We start from the raw sequence: 18,169 nt of genomic DNA, 5'->3' as shown, positions 1-18,169 counted from the left end.
GATACCTCCTAGAGGGGAAACTCATATATAGAAAGGTCGTGACTATAATGGCCGAACATTCTTTTGATGTCAAGGCAGTCATTAAAGACTTTCCGATACTTGAGCAAAAGGTAAATAATAAACGTTTAGCATACCTTGATTCAACTGCGACTAGCCAAACACCTGTACAAGTTTTAAATGTACTAGATGATTACTACAAACGCTATAATTCTAATGTCCATCGTGGTGTACACACATTAGGGTCTTTAGCTACAGATGGCTATGAAAATGCAAGAGAAACAGTAAGACGTTTTATCAATGCGAAGTACTTTGAAGAAATTATTTTCACTCGAGGAACAACTGCATCAATAAATATAGTAGCACATAGTTATGGTGACGCTAATATTAGTGAGGGTGACGAAATTGTTGTAACAGAAATGGAACATCATGCTAATATTGTTCCATGGCAACAATTAGCTAAACGTAAAAATGCAACACTAAAATTTATTCCAATGACAAAAGATGGTGAATTGCAATTAGATGATATAAAAGCAACCATCAATGATAAAACTAAAATTGTTGCTATCGCACACGTTTCCAATGTTTTAGGAACAATTAATGATGTTAAAACTATCGCTAAAATTGCACATGAACATGGTGCAGTTATAAGTGTGGATGGTGCGCAATCAGCTCCACACATGGCTTTAGATATGCAAGATATCGATGCTGATTTTTATAGTTTTAGTGGACATAAAATGTTAGGTCCTACTGGCATTGGAGTTTTATATGGAAAAAGAGAATTATTACAAAATATGGAACCCGTTGAATTTGGTGGAGATATGATAGACTTCGTAAGTAAATATGACGCCACTTGGGCTGACCTACCAACTAAATTTGAGGCTGGCACACCACTTATTGCTCAAGCAATAGGTTTAGCAGAAGCTATACATTATATTGAAAATTTAGGTTTTAATGCGATTCATCAGCATGAAAAAGAATTGACAGAATATGCATATGAACAAATGTTAACTATAGATGGTCTTGAAATTTACGGTCCACCAAAAGATAGACGTGCAGGGGTCATTACTTTTAATTTAGCAGATATACATCCACATGATGTAGCTACAGCTGTTGATACAGAAGGTGTTGCAGTTCGTGCAGGCCATCACTGTGCGCAACCTTTGATGAAATGGTTAGGTGTCTCTTCAACAGCACGTGCAAGTTTTTACGTTTATAATACGAAAGAAGATGTAGATCAATTAGTTCAAGCATTGAAACAAACGAAGGAGTTTTTCTCTTATGAATTTTAATAATTTGGATCAATTATATAGATCTGTAATTATGGATCATTACAAAAACCCTAGAAACAAAGGTGTCTTAGACAATGGCTCAATGACTGTTGATATGAATAACCCTACATGTGGTGATCGCATACGTTTGACATTTGATATTGAAGACGGAATCATTAATGATGCTAAGTTTGAAGGAGAAGGATGTTCAATTTCAATGTCTAGTGCATCTATGATGACTGAAGCAGTTAAAGGTCATTCACTTGGTGAAGCAATGCAAATGAGCCAAGAGTTTACTAAAATGATGCTCGGTGAAGACTACGAGATTACAGAAGAAATGGGAGATATTGAGGCGCTTCAAGGTGTCTCACAATTCCCAGCTAGAATTAAATGTGCAACGCTTGCATGGAAAGCATTAGAAAAAGGGACAGTCGAAAAAGAAGGTAAGTCAGAAGGTACAACGGAAGAAGATTAAAACCAATACAATATATTACCTTTTGATGATGTAAATATATTGTTATACTGAATCAACATCCTCGTATGTTTAATTCAGTGATTTAATTACATCGTAAAAGTTTAAATCATAGTGATAGGACATAACAAAGTAGAGTAAACATAAATATAAATGAATTTTTTATACGCATGCCGTTTATTAATTATAAAATCAAGGAGTGATTAAAATGGCAAAACAAGCACCTGATGTTGGGGATTATAAATACGGATTCCATGACGAAGATGTTTCCATTTTTAGATCAGAGCGTGGTTTAACGGAAAATATAGTAACAGAAATCTCTAAAATGAAAGAAGAGCCACAATGGATGTTAGATTTCCGTTTGAAAGCATTAAAACTATTCTATAAAATGCCAATGCCACAATGGGGTGGAGATTTATCTGAATTAGATTTTGATGATATTACGTATTATGTTAAACCTTCTGAACATACTGAACGTTCATGGGATGAAGTGCCTGAAGAAATCAAACGTACTTTCGATAAATTAGGTATTCCAGAAGCTGAGCAGAAATACTTAGCTGGAGTTTCTGCACAATATGAATCAGAAGTTGTTTATCATAATATGGAGAAAGAACTGGAAGAAAAGGGTATTATTTTCAAAGATACTGATAGTGCATTACGTGAAAATGAAGAGTTATTTAGAGAATATTTTGCGTCAGTGGTACCTGCTGCAGATAATAAATTTGCTGCATTAAATTCAGCAGTATGGTCTGGTGGTTCATTCATTTATGTTCCTAAGAATGTTAAATTAGATACACCACTACAAGCATATTTCCGTATTAACTCTGAGAATATGGGACAATTCGAACGTACATTAATAATTGCTGATGAAGGTGCATCAGTAAACTATGTAGAAGGTTGTACTGCACCTGTATACTCTACAAGTTCGCTACACTCGGCAGTTGTTGAAATTATAGTACACAAAGATGCACATGTAAGATATACTACTATCCAAAACTGGGCTAATAACGTATATAATTTAGTAACTAAACGTACCTTTGTCCATGAGAATGGTAATATGGAATGGGTAGATGGAAACTTAGGCTCTAAGTTAACGATGAAATATCCAAACTGTGTACTTTTAGGTGAAGGTGCCAAAGGTAGCACATTATCCATTGCATTTGCTAGTAAAGGTCAAGTTCAAGATGCTGGTGCTAAAATGATTCATAAAGCACCTAATACATCTTCAACTATTGTTTCTAAATCTATCTCCAAAAATGGTGGTAAAGTCATTTATCGTGGTATCGTTCATTTTGGACGTAAAGCTAAGGGAGCACGTTCAAATATCGAATGTGATACATTAATTTTAGATAATGAATCGACTTCAGATACTATCCCTTATAATGAAGTGTTCAATGACAATATTTCATTAGAACATGAAGCTAAAGTTTCTAAAGTATCAGAAGAGCAATTATTCTATCTTATGAGTCGTGGTATTTCTGAGGAAGAAGCGACAGAAATGATTGTTATGGGATTCATTGAGCCGTTCACAAAAGAATTACCAATGGAATACGCAGTAGAAATGAACCGTTTAATTAAGTTTGAAATGGAAGGCTCAATTGGTTAATATTAATTCAATTATAATATGATTAACAACCAACGAATCGTTTGTGATTCGTTGGTTGTTTTATTTTTATGTCAAATTCAGTTGGTAACAATGAAAAAATTAAATAGTAGTTAATTTATGATTGATACAGCTCATATCGGCTCTAATATCTGCTTTTATTGTTGAATAACATCTTTTATAAGAGTATCGATCATGAGTCTATTTTATGAAATTTTTTAGTATCTCATTTAGTATTACAATTCGTTAAATAAAATGGATTCCACTGTAAAAGTGTTGAAGATATTACAGAAACACAAGCTATTGCAAATAATGAAGTTAAAGGTAAAGATTTGATTAAGCATATCAAAATTACTTTGGGTGACTTCAAAGATTTTCAAGTTAAACATGATTTTGATGATGCGAACTTATTGAATATGATTGCACCTGTAGCTACAATGGCTTCAAAAGTGAAAGATATGCCGAGTGATTGCTACTAATAGCAAGAAACTTTAGTTTTATTAAGCAGTTATACACTACTTATTTGAAAAATAACCAATTCGTTCAATTGAAAATGGAATTAAATGGATATCGCGATGCTTTATACGGTGGTGGTAAATCTGCTAAATCCCTGATGACTAAAAAAGATATTAAGATGAGTAATAAAATTGCCAATGCAATGAAAAGGTTAGAAAAAGTTATAGATAACTCACATGAAAAAATTGACGCCAGAGCAATACGAGAGTATGTCAATAAATATCCAATTATCGAGGGTCAAGTTATACATATCAATAGTTGTCTTGATAATGATATTTCTGGCACATATATTTACTACAGTGCCTGAAATTAAAAATAATGAATTGTAAGAAATCGAAACTATTCTCATAATTGTTGTGCTAGTCTCTATTACTTACTTTATCATTAATTTTATTTTATGGATCAAAAGGAAAAATTTTCTTTTATCACTATTAAATCGCTTTTTATCATTGTGTTATTTATCATTTTAAAGATAATTACGATATGAATTTTAGTTTACAATATATTTATCTGATTTTTACTTTTTATATTTTTACAAAGTATTTAAAGTGGAATTTTTAGAAGACTTAACTCTTTGTTTTAATAAATGTAATGAATTATTATGGCTTATCGTTTGATTTTTAATAAAAGGGATTGTTAAGTTATTGATAAGCTTCATGAGAGTAAGCCACGACAAACTATAAAAATATTTTGCATTAGTTCATTCTTATTCGTGTGTTGTGTTAATTCAATATAAATGATAAGTTTGATAATTCATTTCTCGGGAAATAATGTATTAATACGGACTAAATCTTAAGGAGAAATGCATCATGATTATTGCAATTATACTATTAATATTTGTTTCATTTTTCTTTTCAGGTAGTGAGACAGCATTAACAGCCGCGAATCGCACTAAGTTTCAAACTGAAGCTAAAAAGGGTGATCGTAAGGCGCAAGGTTTAACAAAGTTATTAGATAAACCAAGTGAATTTATCACTACTATATTAATCGGTAACAATGTAGCGAATATTATTTTACCTACACTCGTGACAATCTTAGCGATTGATATTGGAGTGAATGTGGGAATAGCATCAGCAATTGTAACAATTGTGATTATACTTATTTCTGAAGTGATTCCTAAATCAATTGCTGCAACATTTCCTGATAAAATTTCAAAACTTGTGTATCCTATCATTCATATATGTGTTATTGTACTCAAGCCCATTACAATCTTATTAAACAAGATGACAGATGGTATTAATCATTTACTATCTCGAGGCCAACCTGTTGAAAAAAGATTTTCTAAAGAAGAAATTCGTACATTATTAAATATTGCGGGTAGAGAAGGTGCATTTAATGAGATAGAAAATACTCGACTTCAAAACGTTATGGACTTTGAACAATTGAAGGTTAAGGATGTTGATACCACGCCTCGTATTAATGTTGTAGCTTTTTCAAAGGATGTAACATATGACGAAGCTTATGATACAGTGATGAATAATCCATATACGAGATATCCAGTATATGATGAAAATATAGATGATATCATCGGCGTATTCCACTCAAAATATTTATTAGCTTGGAGTAAACATAAAGAGGAGTCAATTACTAATTATGCATCAAGCCCTTTATTTGTAAATGAACATAATAGAGCAGAATGGGTATTGCGTAAAATGACCGTTTCACGAAAACATTTAGCGATTGTTTTAGATGAATTTGGAGGTACGGATGCTATCGTATCGCACGAAGATTTAATAGAAGAGCTACTTGGTATGGATATTGAGGATGAAATGGATCGTGAAGAAGAAAATAAATTAAAACATCAAAAATTTCCACAAAGCATGATGCATCGTTAATTTTATTGTAAAAATGATAGTGGCTATGAATGTCAAACAAGTTGCGGGTCAATTAAGATGTTGTGTAATTTAGTTGTGATATAAAGTTTAAAGCTAGAAAACCTGGGACATAATACATTGTTCCAGGTGTTTTTCTATTTTAGTAGGCAGTAATAGATTGAAAAACTCGATAAATATAAATATTATCAAACTTAGTCTTTATTGCTAAGGTTATACAAGGAATTTGAAAGGGTTGCATCTTTCTCTTACCACAAGATGTACTTTTGTTTAACTATAAGATATATGTATATTAAAGAATATGTAAATTTAACTTAACTCAAGTGAATCAATGATTTGTAATGTGGTATCATGTTGTTGGTGATAAATATGATAGAAATAGGTCTTACTGGCTGGGGTGACCATGATACATTATATGAGGATTTAGAGCGTAAAACAGATAAGTTAAAAACGTATGCTAGTCACTTCCCAATAGTAGAGTTGGATGCTTCGTATTATGCGATACAGCCAGAGCGAAATATAATTAAATGGATAAATGAAACGCCGAATAGATTTCAATTCGTTGTTAAAATTCATCAAGCATTAACATTGCATGCTGACTATAGAGATTATGCAGAGTCGAGAGATATATTATTTAAACAGTTTAAAGAAATGATCAATCCGTTAAAAGAGCATAATAAATTGGCGATGGTGCTCGTACAATTTCCACCTTGGTTTGATTGTAACGTCCAAAATATAAATTACATCTTATATGTGAGAAAACAATTAACTGATATTCCGATGAGCATTGAATTTAGACATCAATCATGGTTTGACAATCAGTATAAAGAACAAACTTTATCCTTCTTAACACAACATCAAATCATTCATGCAGTGGTAGATGAACCTCAAGTTAAAGAGGGGAGCGTTCCTTTAGTAAATAGGATTACTAGTGAAATTGCTTTTGTACGTTATCATGGACGTAATCATTATGGTTGGACTAAAAAAGATATGACTGATCAAGAATGGCGAGATGTAAGATATTTATATGATTATAGCGATGATGAGTTAGCTGACTTGGCTCGTAAAGTCGAAATACTTAATCAAAAGGCTAAGAAAGTATATGTAATTTTTAATAATAACTCTGGCGGTCATGCAGCTAATAATGCTAAAAAGTATCAAAATATTTTAGACATTGATTATGAAGGTTTAGCACCGCAACAATTAAAACTATTTTAAGAGGCGAATGTCATGTTATTAACAATTATTCTATTAATATTAATAGGGGGATTATCAGCGATTTTAGGATCTATCGTTGGTATTGGTGGTGGAATCATCATCGTCCCCACACTTGTTTATTTAGGCGTTAACCATCATCTTCTACATGGTATTACGACGCAAATTGCAATAGGTACTTCTTCAGTTATTCTGATTGTTACTGGATTATCTTCCTCATTAGGATATTTAAAAACCAAACAAGTAGATATAAAAAATGGTTCGATATTTCTATTTGGACTACTACCTGGATCTTTGGTTGGTTCTTTTTTAAGTAGATACCTTACACTTGATTCGTTTAACTTATACTTTGGCGTGTTTATGATATTTGTGTCGATATTACTGATGATTCGTCACAAAATCAAACCTTTTAAAATTTTTGACAAACCTAAATATGCGCGTACATATGTTGATGCTGAAGGGAAAACATACCGTTATAGTGTACCACCCCTGTTTGCTTTTATAACAACGTTATTTATTGGGCTATTAACAGGGCTGTTTGGCATAGGTGGAGGTGCATTGATGACCCCTCTTATGCTCATCGTCTTTAGATTTCCACCACATGTTGCAGTAGGCACAAGTATGATGATGATTTTCTTTTCAAGTGTGATGAGTTCAATAGGGCACATCTTTCAAGGACATGTGGCTTGGGGCTATTCTATCATTCTCATTATTTCAAGTGTTATAGGTGCACAAATAGGTGTGAGGGTCAATCGATCTATGAAATCCGACACAGTTGTAATGTTATTGAGAACAGTAATGCTTATTATGGGTATATATTTAATCATTAAATCTTTTATTTAAATGCGAAGTAGTTATACTTTGAGACTTTGTTCTTTAATGCTAAAGTACAATTAAGTATATAAATTTTAAAGAGGGGGATCATGTTATGGAATTAACAATATATCACACGAATGATATTCATAGTCATTTAAATGAATATGCTCGTATTCAAGCTTATATGGCAAAACATAGACCGCAACTTGAACATCCCTCACTCTATATAGATATAGGTGACCATGTTGATTTATCAGCACCTGTGACAGAAGCTACGGTAGGACAAAAAAATATAGAACTTTTAAATGAAGCACATTGTGATATTGCAACCATTGGAAATAATGAAGGAATGACAATTTCTCATGATGCTTTACAAAATCTATATAACGACGCGGATTTTAAAGTGATTTGCACGAATGTCATAGATGAAGAGGGACATCTTCCACATCATATTACCTCTTCGTATATCAAAGAAATAAAAGGAACACGTATTTTATTTGTTGCAGCAACGGCACCGTTCACACCTTTTTATCGAGCACTGGATTGGATTGTTACTGACCCATTAGCGGCAATCAAAGATGAAATCAATGCACATCAAGGTGAATATGATTTTTTAATGGTTATGAGCCATGTCGGTATCTTTTTTGATGAAAAGTTATGCCAAGAGATTCCGGAAATAGATGTTATCTTTGGTAGTCATACGCATCATCATTTTGAACATGGAGAAATAAACAATGGTGTTTTGATGGCAGCTGCCGGAAAATATGGCTATTATTTAGGTGAAGTTAATATTACGATTGAAAATGGAAAAATCGTTGATAAAATCGCCAAAATTCATCCTATTGAAACACTTCCCTTAGTCGAGACACATTTTGAAGAAGAAGGAAGAGCACTTCTAAGTAAACCAGTAGTTAATCATCATGTGAACTTAGTCAAAAGAACAGATGTTGTTACAAGAACATCGTATTTACTGGCTGAAAGTGTATATGAGTTTTCAAGGGCTGATTGTGCAATCGTAAATGCTGGACTTATAGTTAATGGCATTGAAGCTGATAAAGTGACGGAATATGATATACATCGCATGTTACCCCATCCAATCAATATTGTAAGAGTTCGATTAACCGGTAAACAATTAAAGCAAGTGATTCAAAAAAGCCAAAAGCAAGAATATATGCACGAACATGCACAAGGTCTTGGTTTTAGAGGGGATATATTTGGAGGATATATTTTATATAATCTAGGCTTTATTGAGTCAGAAGACCGTTATTTTATAGGCGATGAAGAGATTCAAAATGATAAACAATATACGTTAGGTACTGTTGATATGTATACATTTGGAAGATATTTCCCATTGCTAAAGGGGTTATCTACAGATTATATTATGCCTGAATTTTTACGTGATATTTTTAAAGAGAAATTACTAAAATTATAAAAGAAACGTATATTGACTTTTAATTTAATGTTAATACCGATATGTTATAATAAACGAAGATATATTAAACAGGAGGGTATGCGTTGTTATGGCGACTAGAAATGAAGAAATTTTACGTAAACCGGATTGGTTAAAGATTAAGCTTAACACAAACGATAATTATACTGGTCTTAAGAAAATGATGCGTGAGAAGAATTTACACACAGTGTGTGAAGAAGCTAAATGTCCAAATATTCACGAATGTTGGGGTGCGCGTCGTACAGCTACATTTATGATTTTAGGGGCAGTATGTACAAGAGCATGTCGATTCTGCGCAGTAAAAACAGGTTTACCTAATGAATTAGATTTAAATGAACCAGAACGAGTTGCAGAATCAGTAGAATTAATGAATTTAAAACATGTTGTAATTACTGCTGTTGCACGTGATGATTTAAGAGATCAAGGCTCAAACGTGTATGCAGAAACAGTACGTAAAGTAAGAGAAAGAAATCCATTTACAACAATAGAAATTTTACCATCTGACATGGGTGGCGATTATGAAGCCCTTGAAACATTAATGGCTTCTAGACCAGACATTCTTAATCACAACATTGAAACGGTTCGTCGCTTAACACCAAGAGTTCGAGCTCGAGCAACTTACGATAGAACTTTACAATTTTTACGTCGTTCTAAAGAATTACAACCTGATATTCCAACAAAATCAAGTTTGATGGTTGGGTTAGGTGAAACGATGGAAGAAATTTATGAAACAATGGATGATTTACGCGCTAATGATGTTGATATTTTAACTATAGGTCAATATTTACAACCGTCTCGAAAACATTTGAAAGTTGAGAAATATTATACGCCATTAGAATTTGGTAAAATGAGAAAGATTGCAATGGAAAAAGGATTTAAACATTGTCAAGCAGGACCTTTAGTAAGAAGCTCATATCATGCTGATGAGCAAGTGAATGAAGCAGCTAAAGAGAAACAACGCCAAGGTGAAGAACAACTTAATTAAGTAATAATTTTTAAAAACTATTAAAAATAGAGGCATAAGTGCCTCGCTTATCGAGTATCTATAATTTATGTGATACATAAAATTTCATTATATTTTGATAAATGTGTGTATTGAAGATATCGGTAAGTGATTTATGGTATTTTTGATACTTAGTGCCTCTATTTCATTTTTTTGTAAGGTGAAAATATGATTAAAGTCGACCAACAATATTTTGAATTGATAGAAGAATATAGAGAATGTTTTGATGAGGAAATATTTTCAGCTAGGTATTCGGATATATTAGACAAATATGATTATGTCGTAGGTGACTATGGTTACGATCAATTACGCTTAAAAGGATTTTATAAAGATAGTAATAAAAAGGCAGAAATAAGTAAACGATTTTCAAGTATACAAGATTATATACTAGAATATTGTAATTTTGGTTGTCCTTATTTTGTAGTCAGACGATTGTCACCAAATGAATTTATTGAAGAAATAGATGATAAAGAAGATATCATTGATAAATTACATGATGTTAAGATTCAACCTACTATTCAAGACACAGAAAAATATACCCAAGCTATAGATCAATAGAAGTCCACTAAGTTGAGAGCGTCATCTCAATTTAAGTGGACTTTTATAACATATCTCTTCTATTGAATAACTTCATTTAAATATTCAATAATTTCATCCGCTTCTTCCTTTGATACTCCTAAAATATGAGAAATGTAACCTTTTTCTTCTATATCATCTGAACCTATAATGCCAAATTGATTTGTCTGCATATTTAAAACTAAAGTTTTACCATAATGTCTATCCGTTTGTACAAGCATTAAGTCGTAACGACTATGCTCACCAACAAAGCCGACGAACTGTACTTGGCTTTGTTCTTCATCATCATATAAGTACATATCTATCATAACTCTGACGCTCCTTTATATTGCGAAAACTATTACACTTAAGTATAACGACAAATGATGATGACTGCAAAACTATGGTATGATTAACTTATTAGATGTATGAAGAGGTGACAAGCGAATGTATTTTGTAGATAAAGATAAACTAACTCAGAAAATCACTTACTTACAAAAGCTCACTGAAGATTACAATGATAATAAAAGGAACCTATATGCTTTTGAACGAATTGGTCAAATGTTAATTGAATCTTCTGTAGATATTGGCAATATGATTATAGATGGGTTTATTTTAAGAGATCCTGGTAATTATAAAGATGTAATAGATATTTTAGAATTGGAAAATGTTATTTCAAAAGAAACACAATCACATATCAATCGAACTATTGATGTTAGAAAACAGTTTGCACATCACTATATCGATTTAAATATGAATAAAATTGAGCCGTTATTTGATGATGCACTACCATACTATAAGCAATTTATTCAAGAAGTAGGACAATTTTTAGAAAATGAAAATGTACCAATTACCGCATTTGGAAAAGGAGCGAATAACTAGTGAAACATTATCAGGCATACTTAATCGATTTAGATGGGACAATGTATAAAGGCACAGATGAAATTGACGGTGCCGCACAATTTATAGATTATTTAAATAATAATCATATCCCGCATCTATATGTAACTAATAATTCTACAAAGACACCTGTTCAAGTTACTGAGAAGTTACGTGATATGCATATTGATGCTAAACCAGATGAAGTTGTAACTTCAGCATTGGCAACAGCGGATTATATCTCTGAACAGCATCCAAATGCAACTGTATATATGATTGGTGGTCATGGACTCAAAACTGCACTAACTGATGCAGGACTTTCAATAAAGAATGATGAAAATGTTGATTATGTAGTTATTGGTTTAGATGAAAAGGTAACATATGAAAAATTATCAATCGCAACATTAGCTGTACGTAATGGAGCTAAATTTATATCTACAAATCCAGATGTATCCATACCTAAAGAGAGAGGTTTTTTACCTGGTAATGGTGCTATTACGAGTGTGGTCAGTGTCTCTACTGGCATTCAGCCAGAGTTTATTGGTAAACCTGAACCAATTATAATGTCTAAGTCTTTAGATATACTTGGATTAGAAAAATCAGAAGTTGCAATGGTTGGTGATTTATATGACACAGACATTATGTCAGGTATTAACGTAGGTATTGATACGATACATGTTCAAACTGGTGTGAGTACGTATGAAGATATTCAATCTAAAGAAATACCGCCTACGTATTCATTTAAAGATTTAAATGTAGCTATTGCAGAATTAGAAAAATAAAATATCATCTATCTGTTTTTGAAATTAATAGAGGTGTGCATATGAATAAAATACTCGTAACACGTCAAATTCCACAACACTACGTAGAGCAACTTAAAAAACTAGGACAACTTGTCATGTGGGAACACGATTTAACGCCTATGTCTAGAGAATCATTTCTTGCTAACGTTGAAGATGCAACAGCATGTGTGATCACATTGAGTGAGCATATTGATGAAGAAGTATTTCTCAGGGCACAACAACTTAAAGTGATTGCTAATATGGCAGTAGGTTTTGACAATATTGATATTTCATTAGCAAAGAAACATGGTGTAGTTGTTACCAATACACCTCACGTACTGACAGAGACAACTGCCGAACTAGGGTTTACATTGATGCTTACTGTAGCACGTAGAATCATTGAAGCGACATCATATATTCAAGAGGGTAAGTGGAAAAGTTGGGGACCCTACTTATTATCAGGAAAAGATGTATACGGTGCAACTGTTGGTATTTTTGGAATGGGTGATATAGGAAAAGCGTTTGCACGTCGCTTACAAGGGTTTGATGCACGGATAATATATCACAATCGCAAACGTGACTTAAATGCTGAAAGAGATTTAAATGCTACATATGTAACGTTTAAATCTTTACTTGAACAAAGTGATTTTATTATTTGCACAGCACCTTTAACCAAGGAAACTGAGAATCAATTTGATGCTCGAGCTTTTAATAAAATGAAAAATGATGCTGTCTTCATTAATATTGGAAGAGGTGCAATTGTAGATGAGGAAGCACTTTTAGAAGCATTAAAAAATCATGAGATACAAGCCTGTGGTTTAGATGTTATGCGTCAAGAACCTATTCAACCTAATCATCCAATACTGAAATTACCTAACGCTGTGGTGTTACCTCACATAGGAAGTGCATCCCAAGTCACTAGAAATCGAATGGTACAACTTTGTATAGATAATATTAAAGCAGTATTAAATAATGATGCACCAATAACCCCTGTAACCTCTTTACACTTTTAAAATTTATTCACGTTAGTCATATTCCATCAATCGAATGTGATAACGTGAATTTTTTTAATTTGATAAAACTAACAATTTTGTTATATCCACTGTAATTGTCTAATCATGGCTTTAGAATTAAAATAATGTTGTTCTTAAAAGTGAGAACCATTTCTAATTGAGTTGTTGACATATGATTTGAATATGTAAAATTTTAAATACAATTCTAAGCAAGACATAAAATTTGAATTGAATTATATTTGAAACATAGATATAATGAATTGTAAAATTAAAATATAAAATGTATATTGTATTGTTTGATGTCTATTAGCAATTATTAAGGTTCATAGTACATGATTTAATATAAGAACATTGAGAAGATTTACGATTAATAATAGTTAGAGTTTGAGAGGTGCTATTTAAAAATGAAAGGAAAAGAGCCTTCTAACAAATATTTTGATAAAATGAAGCCTTACTTAATCACTTTGTTATATTTAGCTATTTTTATAGCGCTATATTTAATTTATGGTAGTGGTGATACACAAAACAACTTCATTTATAATGAATTCTAATGAGGGAGAGTAGTTATGGCAGACTTAATTAATATTCTAAACCACTTCGTTCAGGAACAACCTGAAGCAGTTGCGGTTAGACATACAAATGATGAGCTAACATATAAACAACTTGATGAAGAATCAAGTAAGCTAGCACATCTATTACAAGATAGTAAAAAGCCAATGATTTTATATGGTCACATGTCACCTTACATGATTGTTGGTATGATTGGAGCGATTAAATCCGGTTGTGGATATGTTCCTATTGATACTTCTGTTCCCAAAGAACGTGTGAATATGATTATTGATAAAGTACAACCGGAAATCATTTTTAATACTTCAGATGAGACTTTAGAACAGACAAATGCACAAGTGCTTAAGGTTAGCGATATTCAGGATTCCCAATATCCAATTGTCTTTGATAGTCAAATGAAGCAAAACGATGTAGTATATACAATTTTTACCTCAGGATCTACAGGAGAACCTAAAGGTGTGCAAATTGAATATGCAAGTTTAAATGAATTCGCAGAATGGATGGTATCTTTAAACAAAACTGGTACTGGTAAAGAATGGTTAAATCAAGCGCCATTTTCTTTTGATTTATCAGTAATGGCAATCTATCCTTGTTTAACATCAGGTGGTACTTTAAATCTTGTTGATAAAGATATGATTAAAAAACCTAAACTATTGAACGAAATGTTAGTTCAAACACCAATGAATGTTTGGGTTTCTACACCTTCTTTTATAGAAATGTGTTTATTATTACCTAATTTAAATGAACAACAATATAGTAGTTTAAAGCAATTCTTTTTCTGTGGGGAAATCTTACCACATAAAACAGCTAAAGCCTTAGTTGAAAGATTTCCGAATTCAATGATTTATAACACATATGGACCGACTGAAGCTACTGTTGCAGTCACAAGTATACAAATCACAGAAGAAATTTTAAATCAATATAACCCTTTACCAGTTGGTGTGGCTAGACCTGGTACAAAATTATTTGCTACTGAAGAAGGAGAACTTGTCATTGAGGGGCAAAGCGTCAGTTTAGGTTATTTAAAGAATGAAGAAAAGACAACTGCAGTATTTAATTTTGAAGACGGTGTCAGAACATATCATACTGGGGATAAAGCTAAAATTGAAGATGGATTGTGGTTTATTCAAGGACGTATTGATTTTCAAATTAAATTAAATGGTTATCGTATGGAATTAGAGGAAATTGAAACACAATTACGCCAGTCAAAACATGTAAGAGAGGCTGTTGTTGTGCCGGTTTATAAAAATGGAAAGGTCATACATTTAATAGGAGCAGTAGTACCTACTGAACCTGTAGAAGATAATTTAGCAATGACAACTCATATTAAACACGAACTTAAATCACGCTTACCAGAATATATGATTCCTAGAAAGTTCGAATGGATGGAACAACTACCACTCACATCAAATGGTAAATTAGATCGTAAGAAAATTGCCGAGGTTGTAAACGGATGATACCTTATGGCACATTTACATTTTTCTTAATTGCATTTATCGTTCTTATACCTGTGATAATACTTGGATTCTTAGGTAAGCGAAGTTATATTTACAATGGTATAAGTACAGCAATCATGATTGTCATTATATTCGCATCAGATAAACATAATCTGTTAGGGCAAAAATATCTAAGTGCACAACTTTTTTGTTTTATTATTTATGTCATATGGCAGGTTGCCCTCATTATGTACTACTATCAATCACGACAAAAGAAGAATACTTTTACAAAATTTGTAACAATTATGGTGTTGTCTATTCTCCCTCTAGCAATTGTTAAAATATTACAGAGTTCATGGTTAGGTGGACATCAAATTCACTTCCATGAAAGTAAATTAATTGAATTTGTAGGATTTTTAGGTATCTCATACGTCACTTTCAAAAGTGTTCAATTAATTATGGAGATTCGTGATGGTTCTATTAAAGAAATCAAAGTAGGGAAATTGATACAATTCATTTCATTCTTCCCAACCATTTCATCTGGACCTATTGATAGATATAAACGTTTTGTGAAAGATGATAAGAAAGTACCTAGCGGTGCAGAGTACAGAGAACTTGTTGTCAAAGCAATTCATATGATTATGTTAGGGTTCTTATATAAATATATTATTGCGTATTTGATTCAGACTTACGCTGTTAATCCTTTACAACTTAACCTGCATGGATTTACTCATATGTGGCTATATATGTACGCTTATAGCTTATATTTATTCTTTGATTTTGCTGGATACAGTTTATTCGCGATTGCAGTGAGTTATTTATATGGTATTAAGACACCGCCTAACTTTAAACAACCGTTTAAAGCCAAAAATATTAAAGATTTCTGGAATAGATGGCATATGACTTTATCTTTCTGGTTTAGAGATTGTATCTATATGAGATCTTTATTCTACATGTCACGTAAGAAGTTATTAAAAAGTCAATTTGCAATGTCAAATGTAGCGTTCTTTTTAAACTTTTTCATAATGGGAGTATGGCATGGTCTTGAAGTATATTACATTGTATATGGATTATACCACGCAGCGTTATTCATAGGTTATGGTTATTATGAGCGTTGGCGTAAAAAGCATCCACCACGTTGGCAAAATGGTTTCACTACAGCTATAAGTATTATCATTACCTTCCATTTTGTAACTTTCGGATTCTTAATTTTCTCAGGCAAATTTATTTAATAAAGGAGTAATTAATTATGGAATTTAGAGAACAAGTATTAGATTTATTAGCAGAAGTAGCTGAAAACAACATTGTGAAGGAAAACCCAGATGTAGAAATCTTTGAAGAAGGTATTATTGATTCATTTCAAACTGTAGGTTTACTTTTAGAAATTCAAAATAAATTGGATATTGAAGTGTCAATTATGGACTTTGATAGAGATGAGTGGGCAACTCCTAATAAAATTGTAGAAGCTTTAGAAGAGTTACGATGAAACTGAAACCATTCTTACCCATTATAATCAGTGGCGTCATATTTATTATATTTTTATTTTTACCAGCAAGTTGGTTTACTGGTCTTGTGACAAATAAGACGTTAGCTGATAATAGAATTTCTTTAACTGATCAAGTTTTAAAAGGCACGCTCATTCAAAATAAATTATTCGAGTCAAATAAGTATTACCCGATTTATGGTTCAAGTGAACTGGAAAAGGATGATCCTTTTAATCCAGGTATAGCGCTAAATAAACAAAATGCTAGTAAAGAAACGTTCCTTATTGGTGCGGGAGGTTCGACAGATTTAATTAATGCAGTTGAACTTGCAGCGCAATACGACAATTTAAAAGGAAAGAAATTTACATTTATTATTTCTCCACAGTGGTTTACGAATCATGGATTAACAAATCAAAACTTTGATGCTCGTATGTCACAAAGTCAAATCAATCAGATGTTTAATCAAAAAGATATGCCAGCTAATTTGAAGAAACGGTATGCACAAAGATTGTTACAGTTTCCGCATGCACACAATAAGTCATACCTTAGAGAACAAGCAAAACATCCCAATGATGTCTCTGGAAACTACATTTCTTCATTTAAAGAAAATCAATTAACTAAGATTGAAGCTATTAAATCATTATTCTCATTCACTAAGCCACCTCTAGCAGAAGTAAAACCTGCAACAAGAGAAGATGCTTCATGGGATGAGATGAAACATAAAGCTGCCGATATAGGCAAAGCAAATACTCAATCTAATAAATATGATATAAGAGATCCATATTGGAAATTGATAAAACAAAACAAGCGTAAAATCAAAAGGGATTATGAGTTCAACATTAACTCACCCGAGTTCCAAGATTTAAAATTATTAGTGCAAACGCTACATGCTGCTGGAGCTGATGTACAATATGTTAGTATACCTTCAAATGGAAGATGGTATGATCATATAGGTATCAAAAAAGATAGACGTGAAGCTGTATATAAAAAGATTCACTCAACTGTAGTTGATAATGGTGGGAAAATTTATGATTTGACAAACAAGGACTATGAAAAGTACGTAATTAGTGATGCTGTTCATATTGGATGGAAAGGTTGGGTTTACGTCGACCAGCAAATTGCAAGACATATGGATGGTCATGCGCCTAAAAATCATGAAGTCGATTATTCTAAAAATAAACCACCGCACAAACATCACAACGATCGTCAAGATGATCAACATCAAGGCAACAAATAATATTATTAACCGAAATAAAATTAAGTGAGCTAGGTACAGAA

20 protein-coding genes are annotated in these 18,169 nt (G+C 32.3%); 19 read left to right on the top strand and 1 reads right to left on the bottom strand.

Annotated elements, in window-relative coordinates:
- Positions 1-47 precede the first annotated feature (47 nt).
- From HMPREF2576_RS00595 to HMPREF2576_RS00550, 11 genes are all read left to right on the top strand, one after another.
- On the top strand, positions 48-1,289 hold the full coding sequence (locus HMPREF2576_RS00595) for a cysteine desulfurase (RefSeq protein WP_002438997.1): 1,242 nt from the start codon (positions 48-50) through the stop codon (positions 1,287-1,289).
- Entirely contained in the window at positions 1,279-1,743 is a 465-nt protein-coding gene (sufU, locus tag HMPREF2576_RS00590) for a Fe-S cluster assembly sulfur transfer protein SufU (RefSeq protein ID WP_001831954.1), read from the top strand. Before HMPREF2576_RS00595 ends, sufU begins: the two co-directional genes overlap by 11 nt.
- Before the next feature lie 205 nt (positions 1,744-1,948).
- Entirely contained in the window at positions 1,949-3,346 is a 1,398-nt protein-coding gene (gene sufB, locus HMPREF2576_RS00585; protein WP_002484542.1) for a Fe-S cluster assembly protein SufB, read from the top strand.
- Between the two features lie 329 nt (positions 3,347-3,675).
- A complete protein-coding gene (locus tag HMPREF2576_RS12275; protein ID WP_001831994.1) occupies positions 3,676-3,822 on the top strand; it encodes a hypothetical protein in 147 nt (48 codons plus the stop codon).
- Positions 3,813-4,166 (top strand): hypothetical protein, encoded by a 354-nt coding sequence (locus tag HMPREF2576_RS00580; RefSeq protein WP_002495357.1) that lies wholly within the window; start codon positions 3,813-3,815, stop codon positions 4,164-4,166. Before HMPREF2576_RS12275 ends, HMPREF2576_RS00580 begins: the two co-directional genes overlap by 10 nt.
- Before the next feature lie 502 nt (positions 4,167-4,668).
- Positions 4,669-5,694 (top strand): hemolysin family protein, encoded by a 1,026-nt coding sequence (locus HMPREF2576_RS00575; protein WP_001831928.1) that lies wholly within the window; start codon positions 4,669-4,671, stop codon positions 5,692-5,694.
- Positions 5,695-6,060: 366 nt separating this feature from the next.
- The gene (locus HMPREF2576_RS00570) at positions 6,061-6,909 is read left to right on the top strand and encodes a DUF72 domain-containing protein (protein ID WP_001831962.1); all 849 of its coding nucleotides are present in this window, start codon (positions 6,061-6,063) and stop codon (positions 6,907-6,909) included.
- Between the two features lie 12 nt (positions 6,910-6,921).
- Entirely contained in the window at positions 6,922-7,749 is an 828-nt protein-coding gene (locus HMPREF2576_RS00565) for a sulfite exporter TauE/SafE family protein (RefSeq protein ID WP_001831948.1), read from the top strand.
- Between the two features lie 85 nt (positions 7,750-7,834).
- Positions 7,835-9,154 carry a bifunctional metallophosphatase/5'-nucleotidase gene (locus HMPREF2576_RS00560; RefSeq protein ID WP_001831906.1) on the top strand — a complete coding sequence of 440 codons (1,320 nt, stop codon included), beginning with the start codon at positions 7,835-7,837 and terminating at the stop codon, positions 9,152-9,154.
- An 88-nt stretch (positions 9,155-9,242) separates the two neighbouring features.
- Positions 9,243-10,157 carry a lipoyl synthase gene (lipA, locus tag HMPREF2576_RS00555; RefSeq protein WP_001831979.1) on the top strand — a complete coding sequence of 305 codons (915 nt, stop codon included), beginning with the start codon at positions 9,243-9,245 and terminating at the stop codon, positions 10,155-10,157.
- 186 nt (positions 10,158-10,343) lie between these two features.
- A complete protein-coding gene (locus HMPREF2576_RS00550) occupies positions 10,344-10,733 on the top strand; it encodes a YutD family protein (protein ID WP_070856353.1) in 390 nt (129 codons plus the stop codon).
- 59 nt (positions 10,734-10,792) lie between these two features.
- On the opposite strand, the gene HMPREF2576_RS00545 is transcribed toward HMPREF2576_RS00550, so the two are convergent.
- Positions 10,793-11,059, bottom strand: a complete 267-nt coding sequence (locus HMPREF2576_RS00545) for a DUF3055 domain-containing protein (protein WP_070856351.1) — start codon at positions 11,057-11,059, stop codon at positions 10,793-10,795.
- Positions 11,060-11,177: 118 nt separating this feature from the next.
- On the opposite strand from HMPREF2576_RS00545, the gene HMPREF2576_RS00540 reads away from it, so the two are divergent.
- The 8 genes from HMPREF2576_RS00540 (at position 11,178) to dltD (ending at position 18,128) form a co-directional block, all read left to right on the top strand.
- On the top strand, positions 11,178-11,612 hold the full coding sequence (locus tag HMPREF2576_RS00540; RefSeq protein WP_001831932.1) for a DUF86 domain-containing protein: 435 nt from the start codon (positions 11,178-11,180) through the stop codon (positions 11,610-11,612).
- Positions 11,612-12,391, top strand: a complete 780-nt coding sequence (locus HMPREF2576_RS00535; protein WP_070856349.1) for a TIGR01457 family HAD-type hydrolase — start codon at positions 11,612-11,614, stop codon at positions 12,389-12,391. Before HMPREF2576_RS00540 ends, HMPREF2576_RS00535 begins: the two co-directional genes overlap by 1 nt.
- Positions 12,392-12,432: 41 nt before the next feature.
- A complete protein-coding gene (locus HMPREF2576_RS00530; RefSeq protein ID WP_001831897.1) occupies positions 12,433-13,404 on the top strand; it encodes a 2-hydroxyacid dehydrogenase in 972 nt (323 codons plus the stop codon).
- A 404-nt stretch (positions 13,405-13,808) separates the two neighbouring features.
- On the top strand, positions 13,809-13,955 hold the full coding sequence (locus HMPREF2576_RS00525; RefSeq protein ID WP_001831913.1) for a teichoic acid D-Ala incorporation-associated protein DltX: 147 nt from the start codon (positions 13,809-13,811) through the stop codon (positions 13,953-13,955).
- A 15-nt stretch (positions 13,956-13,970) separates the two neighbouring features.
- Positions 13,971-15,428 carry a D-alanine--poly(phosphoribitol) ligase subunit DltA gene (gene dltA / locus HMPREF2576_RS00520; RefSeq protein ID WP_001831977.1) on the top strand — a complete coding sequence of 486 codons (1,458 nt, stop codon included), beginning with the start codon at positions 13,971-13,973 and terminating at the stop codon, positions 15,426-15,428.
- A complete protein-coding gene (gene dltB / locus HMPREF2576_RS00515; protein ID WP_002439035.1) occupies positions 15,425-16,639 on the top strand; it encodes a D-alanyl-lipoteichoic acid biosynthesis protein DltB in 1,215 nt (404 codons plus the stop codon). The genes dltA and dltB overlap by 4 nt, the downstream gene beginning before the upstream one ends.
- 17 nt (positions 16,640-16,656) lie before the next feature.
- Positions 16,657-16,893, top strand: coding sequence for a D-alanine--poly(phosphoribitol) ligase subunit 2 (dltC, locus tag HMPREF2576_RS00510; protein ID WP_001831996.1), 237 nt, complete (start codon positions 16,657-16,659; stop codon positions 16,891-16,893).
- Complete coding sequence (dltD, locus tag HMPREF2576_RS00505) at positions 16,890-18,128, top strand: D-alanyl-lipoteichoic acid biosynthesis protein DltD (RefSeq protein ID WP_001831904.1); 1,239 nt, start codon at positions 16,890-16,892, stop codon at positions 18,126-18,128. Before dltC ends, dltD begins: the two co-directional genes overlap by 4 nt.
- Positions 18,129-18,169 lie beyond the last annotated feature (41 nt).

Source organism: Staphylococcus sp. HMSC063F05 (genome assembly GCF_001837075.1).
In the GTDB taxonomy this organism is placed as follows: Bacteria; Bacillota; Bacilli; order Staphylococcales; family Staphylococcaceae; genus Staphylococcus; species Staphylococcus epidermidis.
The sequence above is the reverse complement of the archived record's forward strand: the minus strand, read 5'-3'. Positions and strand labels throughout refer to the sequence as shown.

Bases quoted from the DNA above. Each gene is read 5' to 3' on its own strand.
- HMPREF2576_RS00595 (WP_002438997.1), top strand. From the start codon at position 48: ATGGCCGAACATTCTTTTGATGTCAAGGCAGTCATTAAAGACTTTCCG.
- sufU (WP_001831954.1), top strand. From the start codon at position 1,279: ATGAATTTTAATAATTTGGATCAATTATATAGATCTGTAATTATGGAT.
- sufB (WP_002484542.1), top strand. From the start codon at position 1,949: ATGGCAAAACAAGCACCTGATGTTGGGGATTATAAATACGGATTCCAT.
- HMPREF2576_RS00575 (WP_001831928.1), top strand. From the start codon at position 4,669: ATGATTATTGCAATTATACTATTAATATTTGTTTCATTTTTCTTTTCA.
- HMPREF2576_RS00570 (WP_001831962.1), top strand. From the start codon at position 6,061: ATGATAGAAATAGGTCTTACTGGCTGGGGTGACCATGATACATTATAT.
- HMPREF2576_RS00565 (WP_001831948.1), top strand. From the start codon at position 6,922: ATGTTATTAACAATTATTCTATTAATATTAATAGGGGGATTATCAGCG.
- HMPREF2576_RS00560 (WP_001831906.1), top strand. From the start codon at position 7,835: ATGGAATTAACAATATATCACACGAATGATATTCATAGTCATTTAAAT.
- lipA (WP_001831979.1), top strand. From the start codon at position 9,243: ATGGCGACTAGAAATGAAGAAATTTTACGTAAACCGGATTGGTTAAAG.
- HMPREF2576_RS00550 (WP_070856353.1), top strand. From the start codon at position 10,344: ATGATTAAAGTCGACCAACAATATTTTGAATTGATAGAAGAATATAGA.
- HMPREF2576_RS00545 (WP_070856351.1), bottom strand. From the start codon at position 11,059: ATGATAGATATGTACTTATATGATGATGAAGAACAAAGCCAAGTACAG.
- HMPREF2576_RS00540 (WP_001831932.1), top strand. From the start codon at position 11,178: ATGTATTTTGTAGATAAAGATAAACTAACTCAGAAAATCACTTACTTA.
- HMPREF2576_RS00530 (WP_001831897.1), top strand. From the start codon at position 12,433: ATGAATAAAATACTCGTAACACGTCAAATTCCACAACACTACGTAGAG.
- HMPREF2576_RS00525 (WP_001831913.1), top strand. From the start codon at position 13,809: ATGAAAGGAAAAGAGCCTTCTAACAAATATTTTGATAAAATGAAGCCT.
- dltA (WP_001831977.1), top strand. From the start codon at position 13,971: ATGGCAGACTTAATTAATATTCTAAACCACTTCGTTCAGGAACAACCT.
- dltB (WP_002439035.1), top strand. From the start codon at position 15,425: ATGATACCTTATGGCACATTTACATTTTTCTTAATTGCATTTATCGTT.
- dltC (WP_001831996.1), top strand. From the start codon at position 16,657: ATGGAATTTAGAGAACAAGTATTAGATTTATTAGCAGAAGTAGCTGAA.
- dltD (WP_001831904.1), top strand. From the start codon at position 16,890: ATGAAACTGAAACCATTCTTACCCATTATAATCAGTGGCGTCATATTT.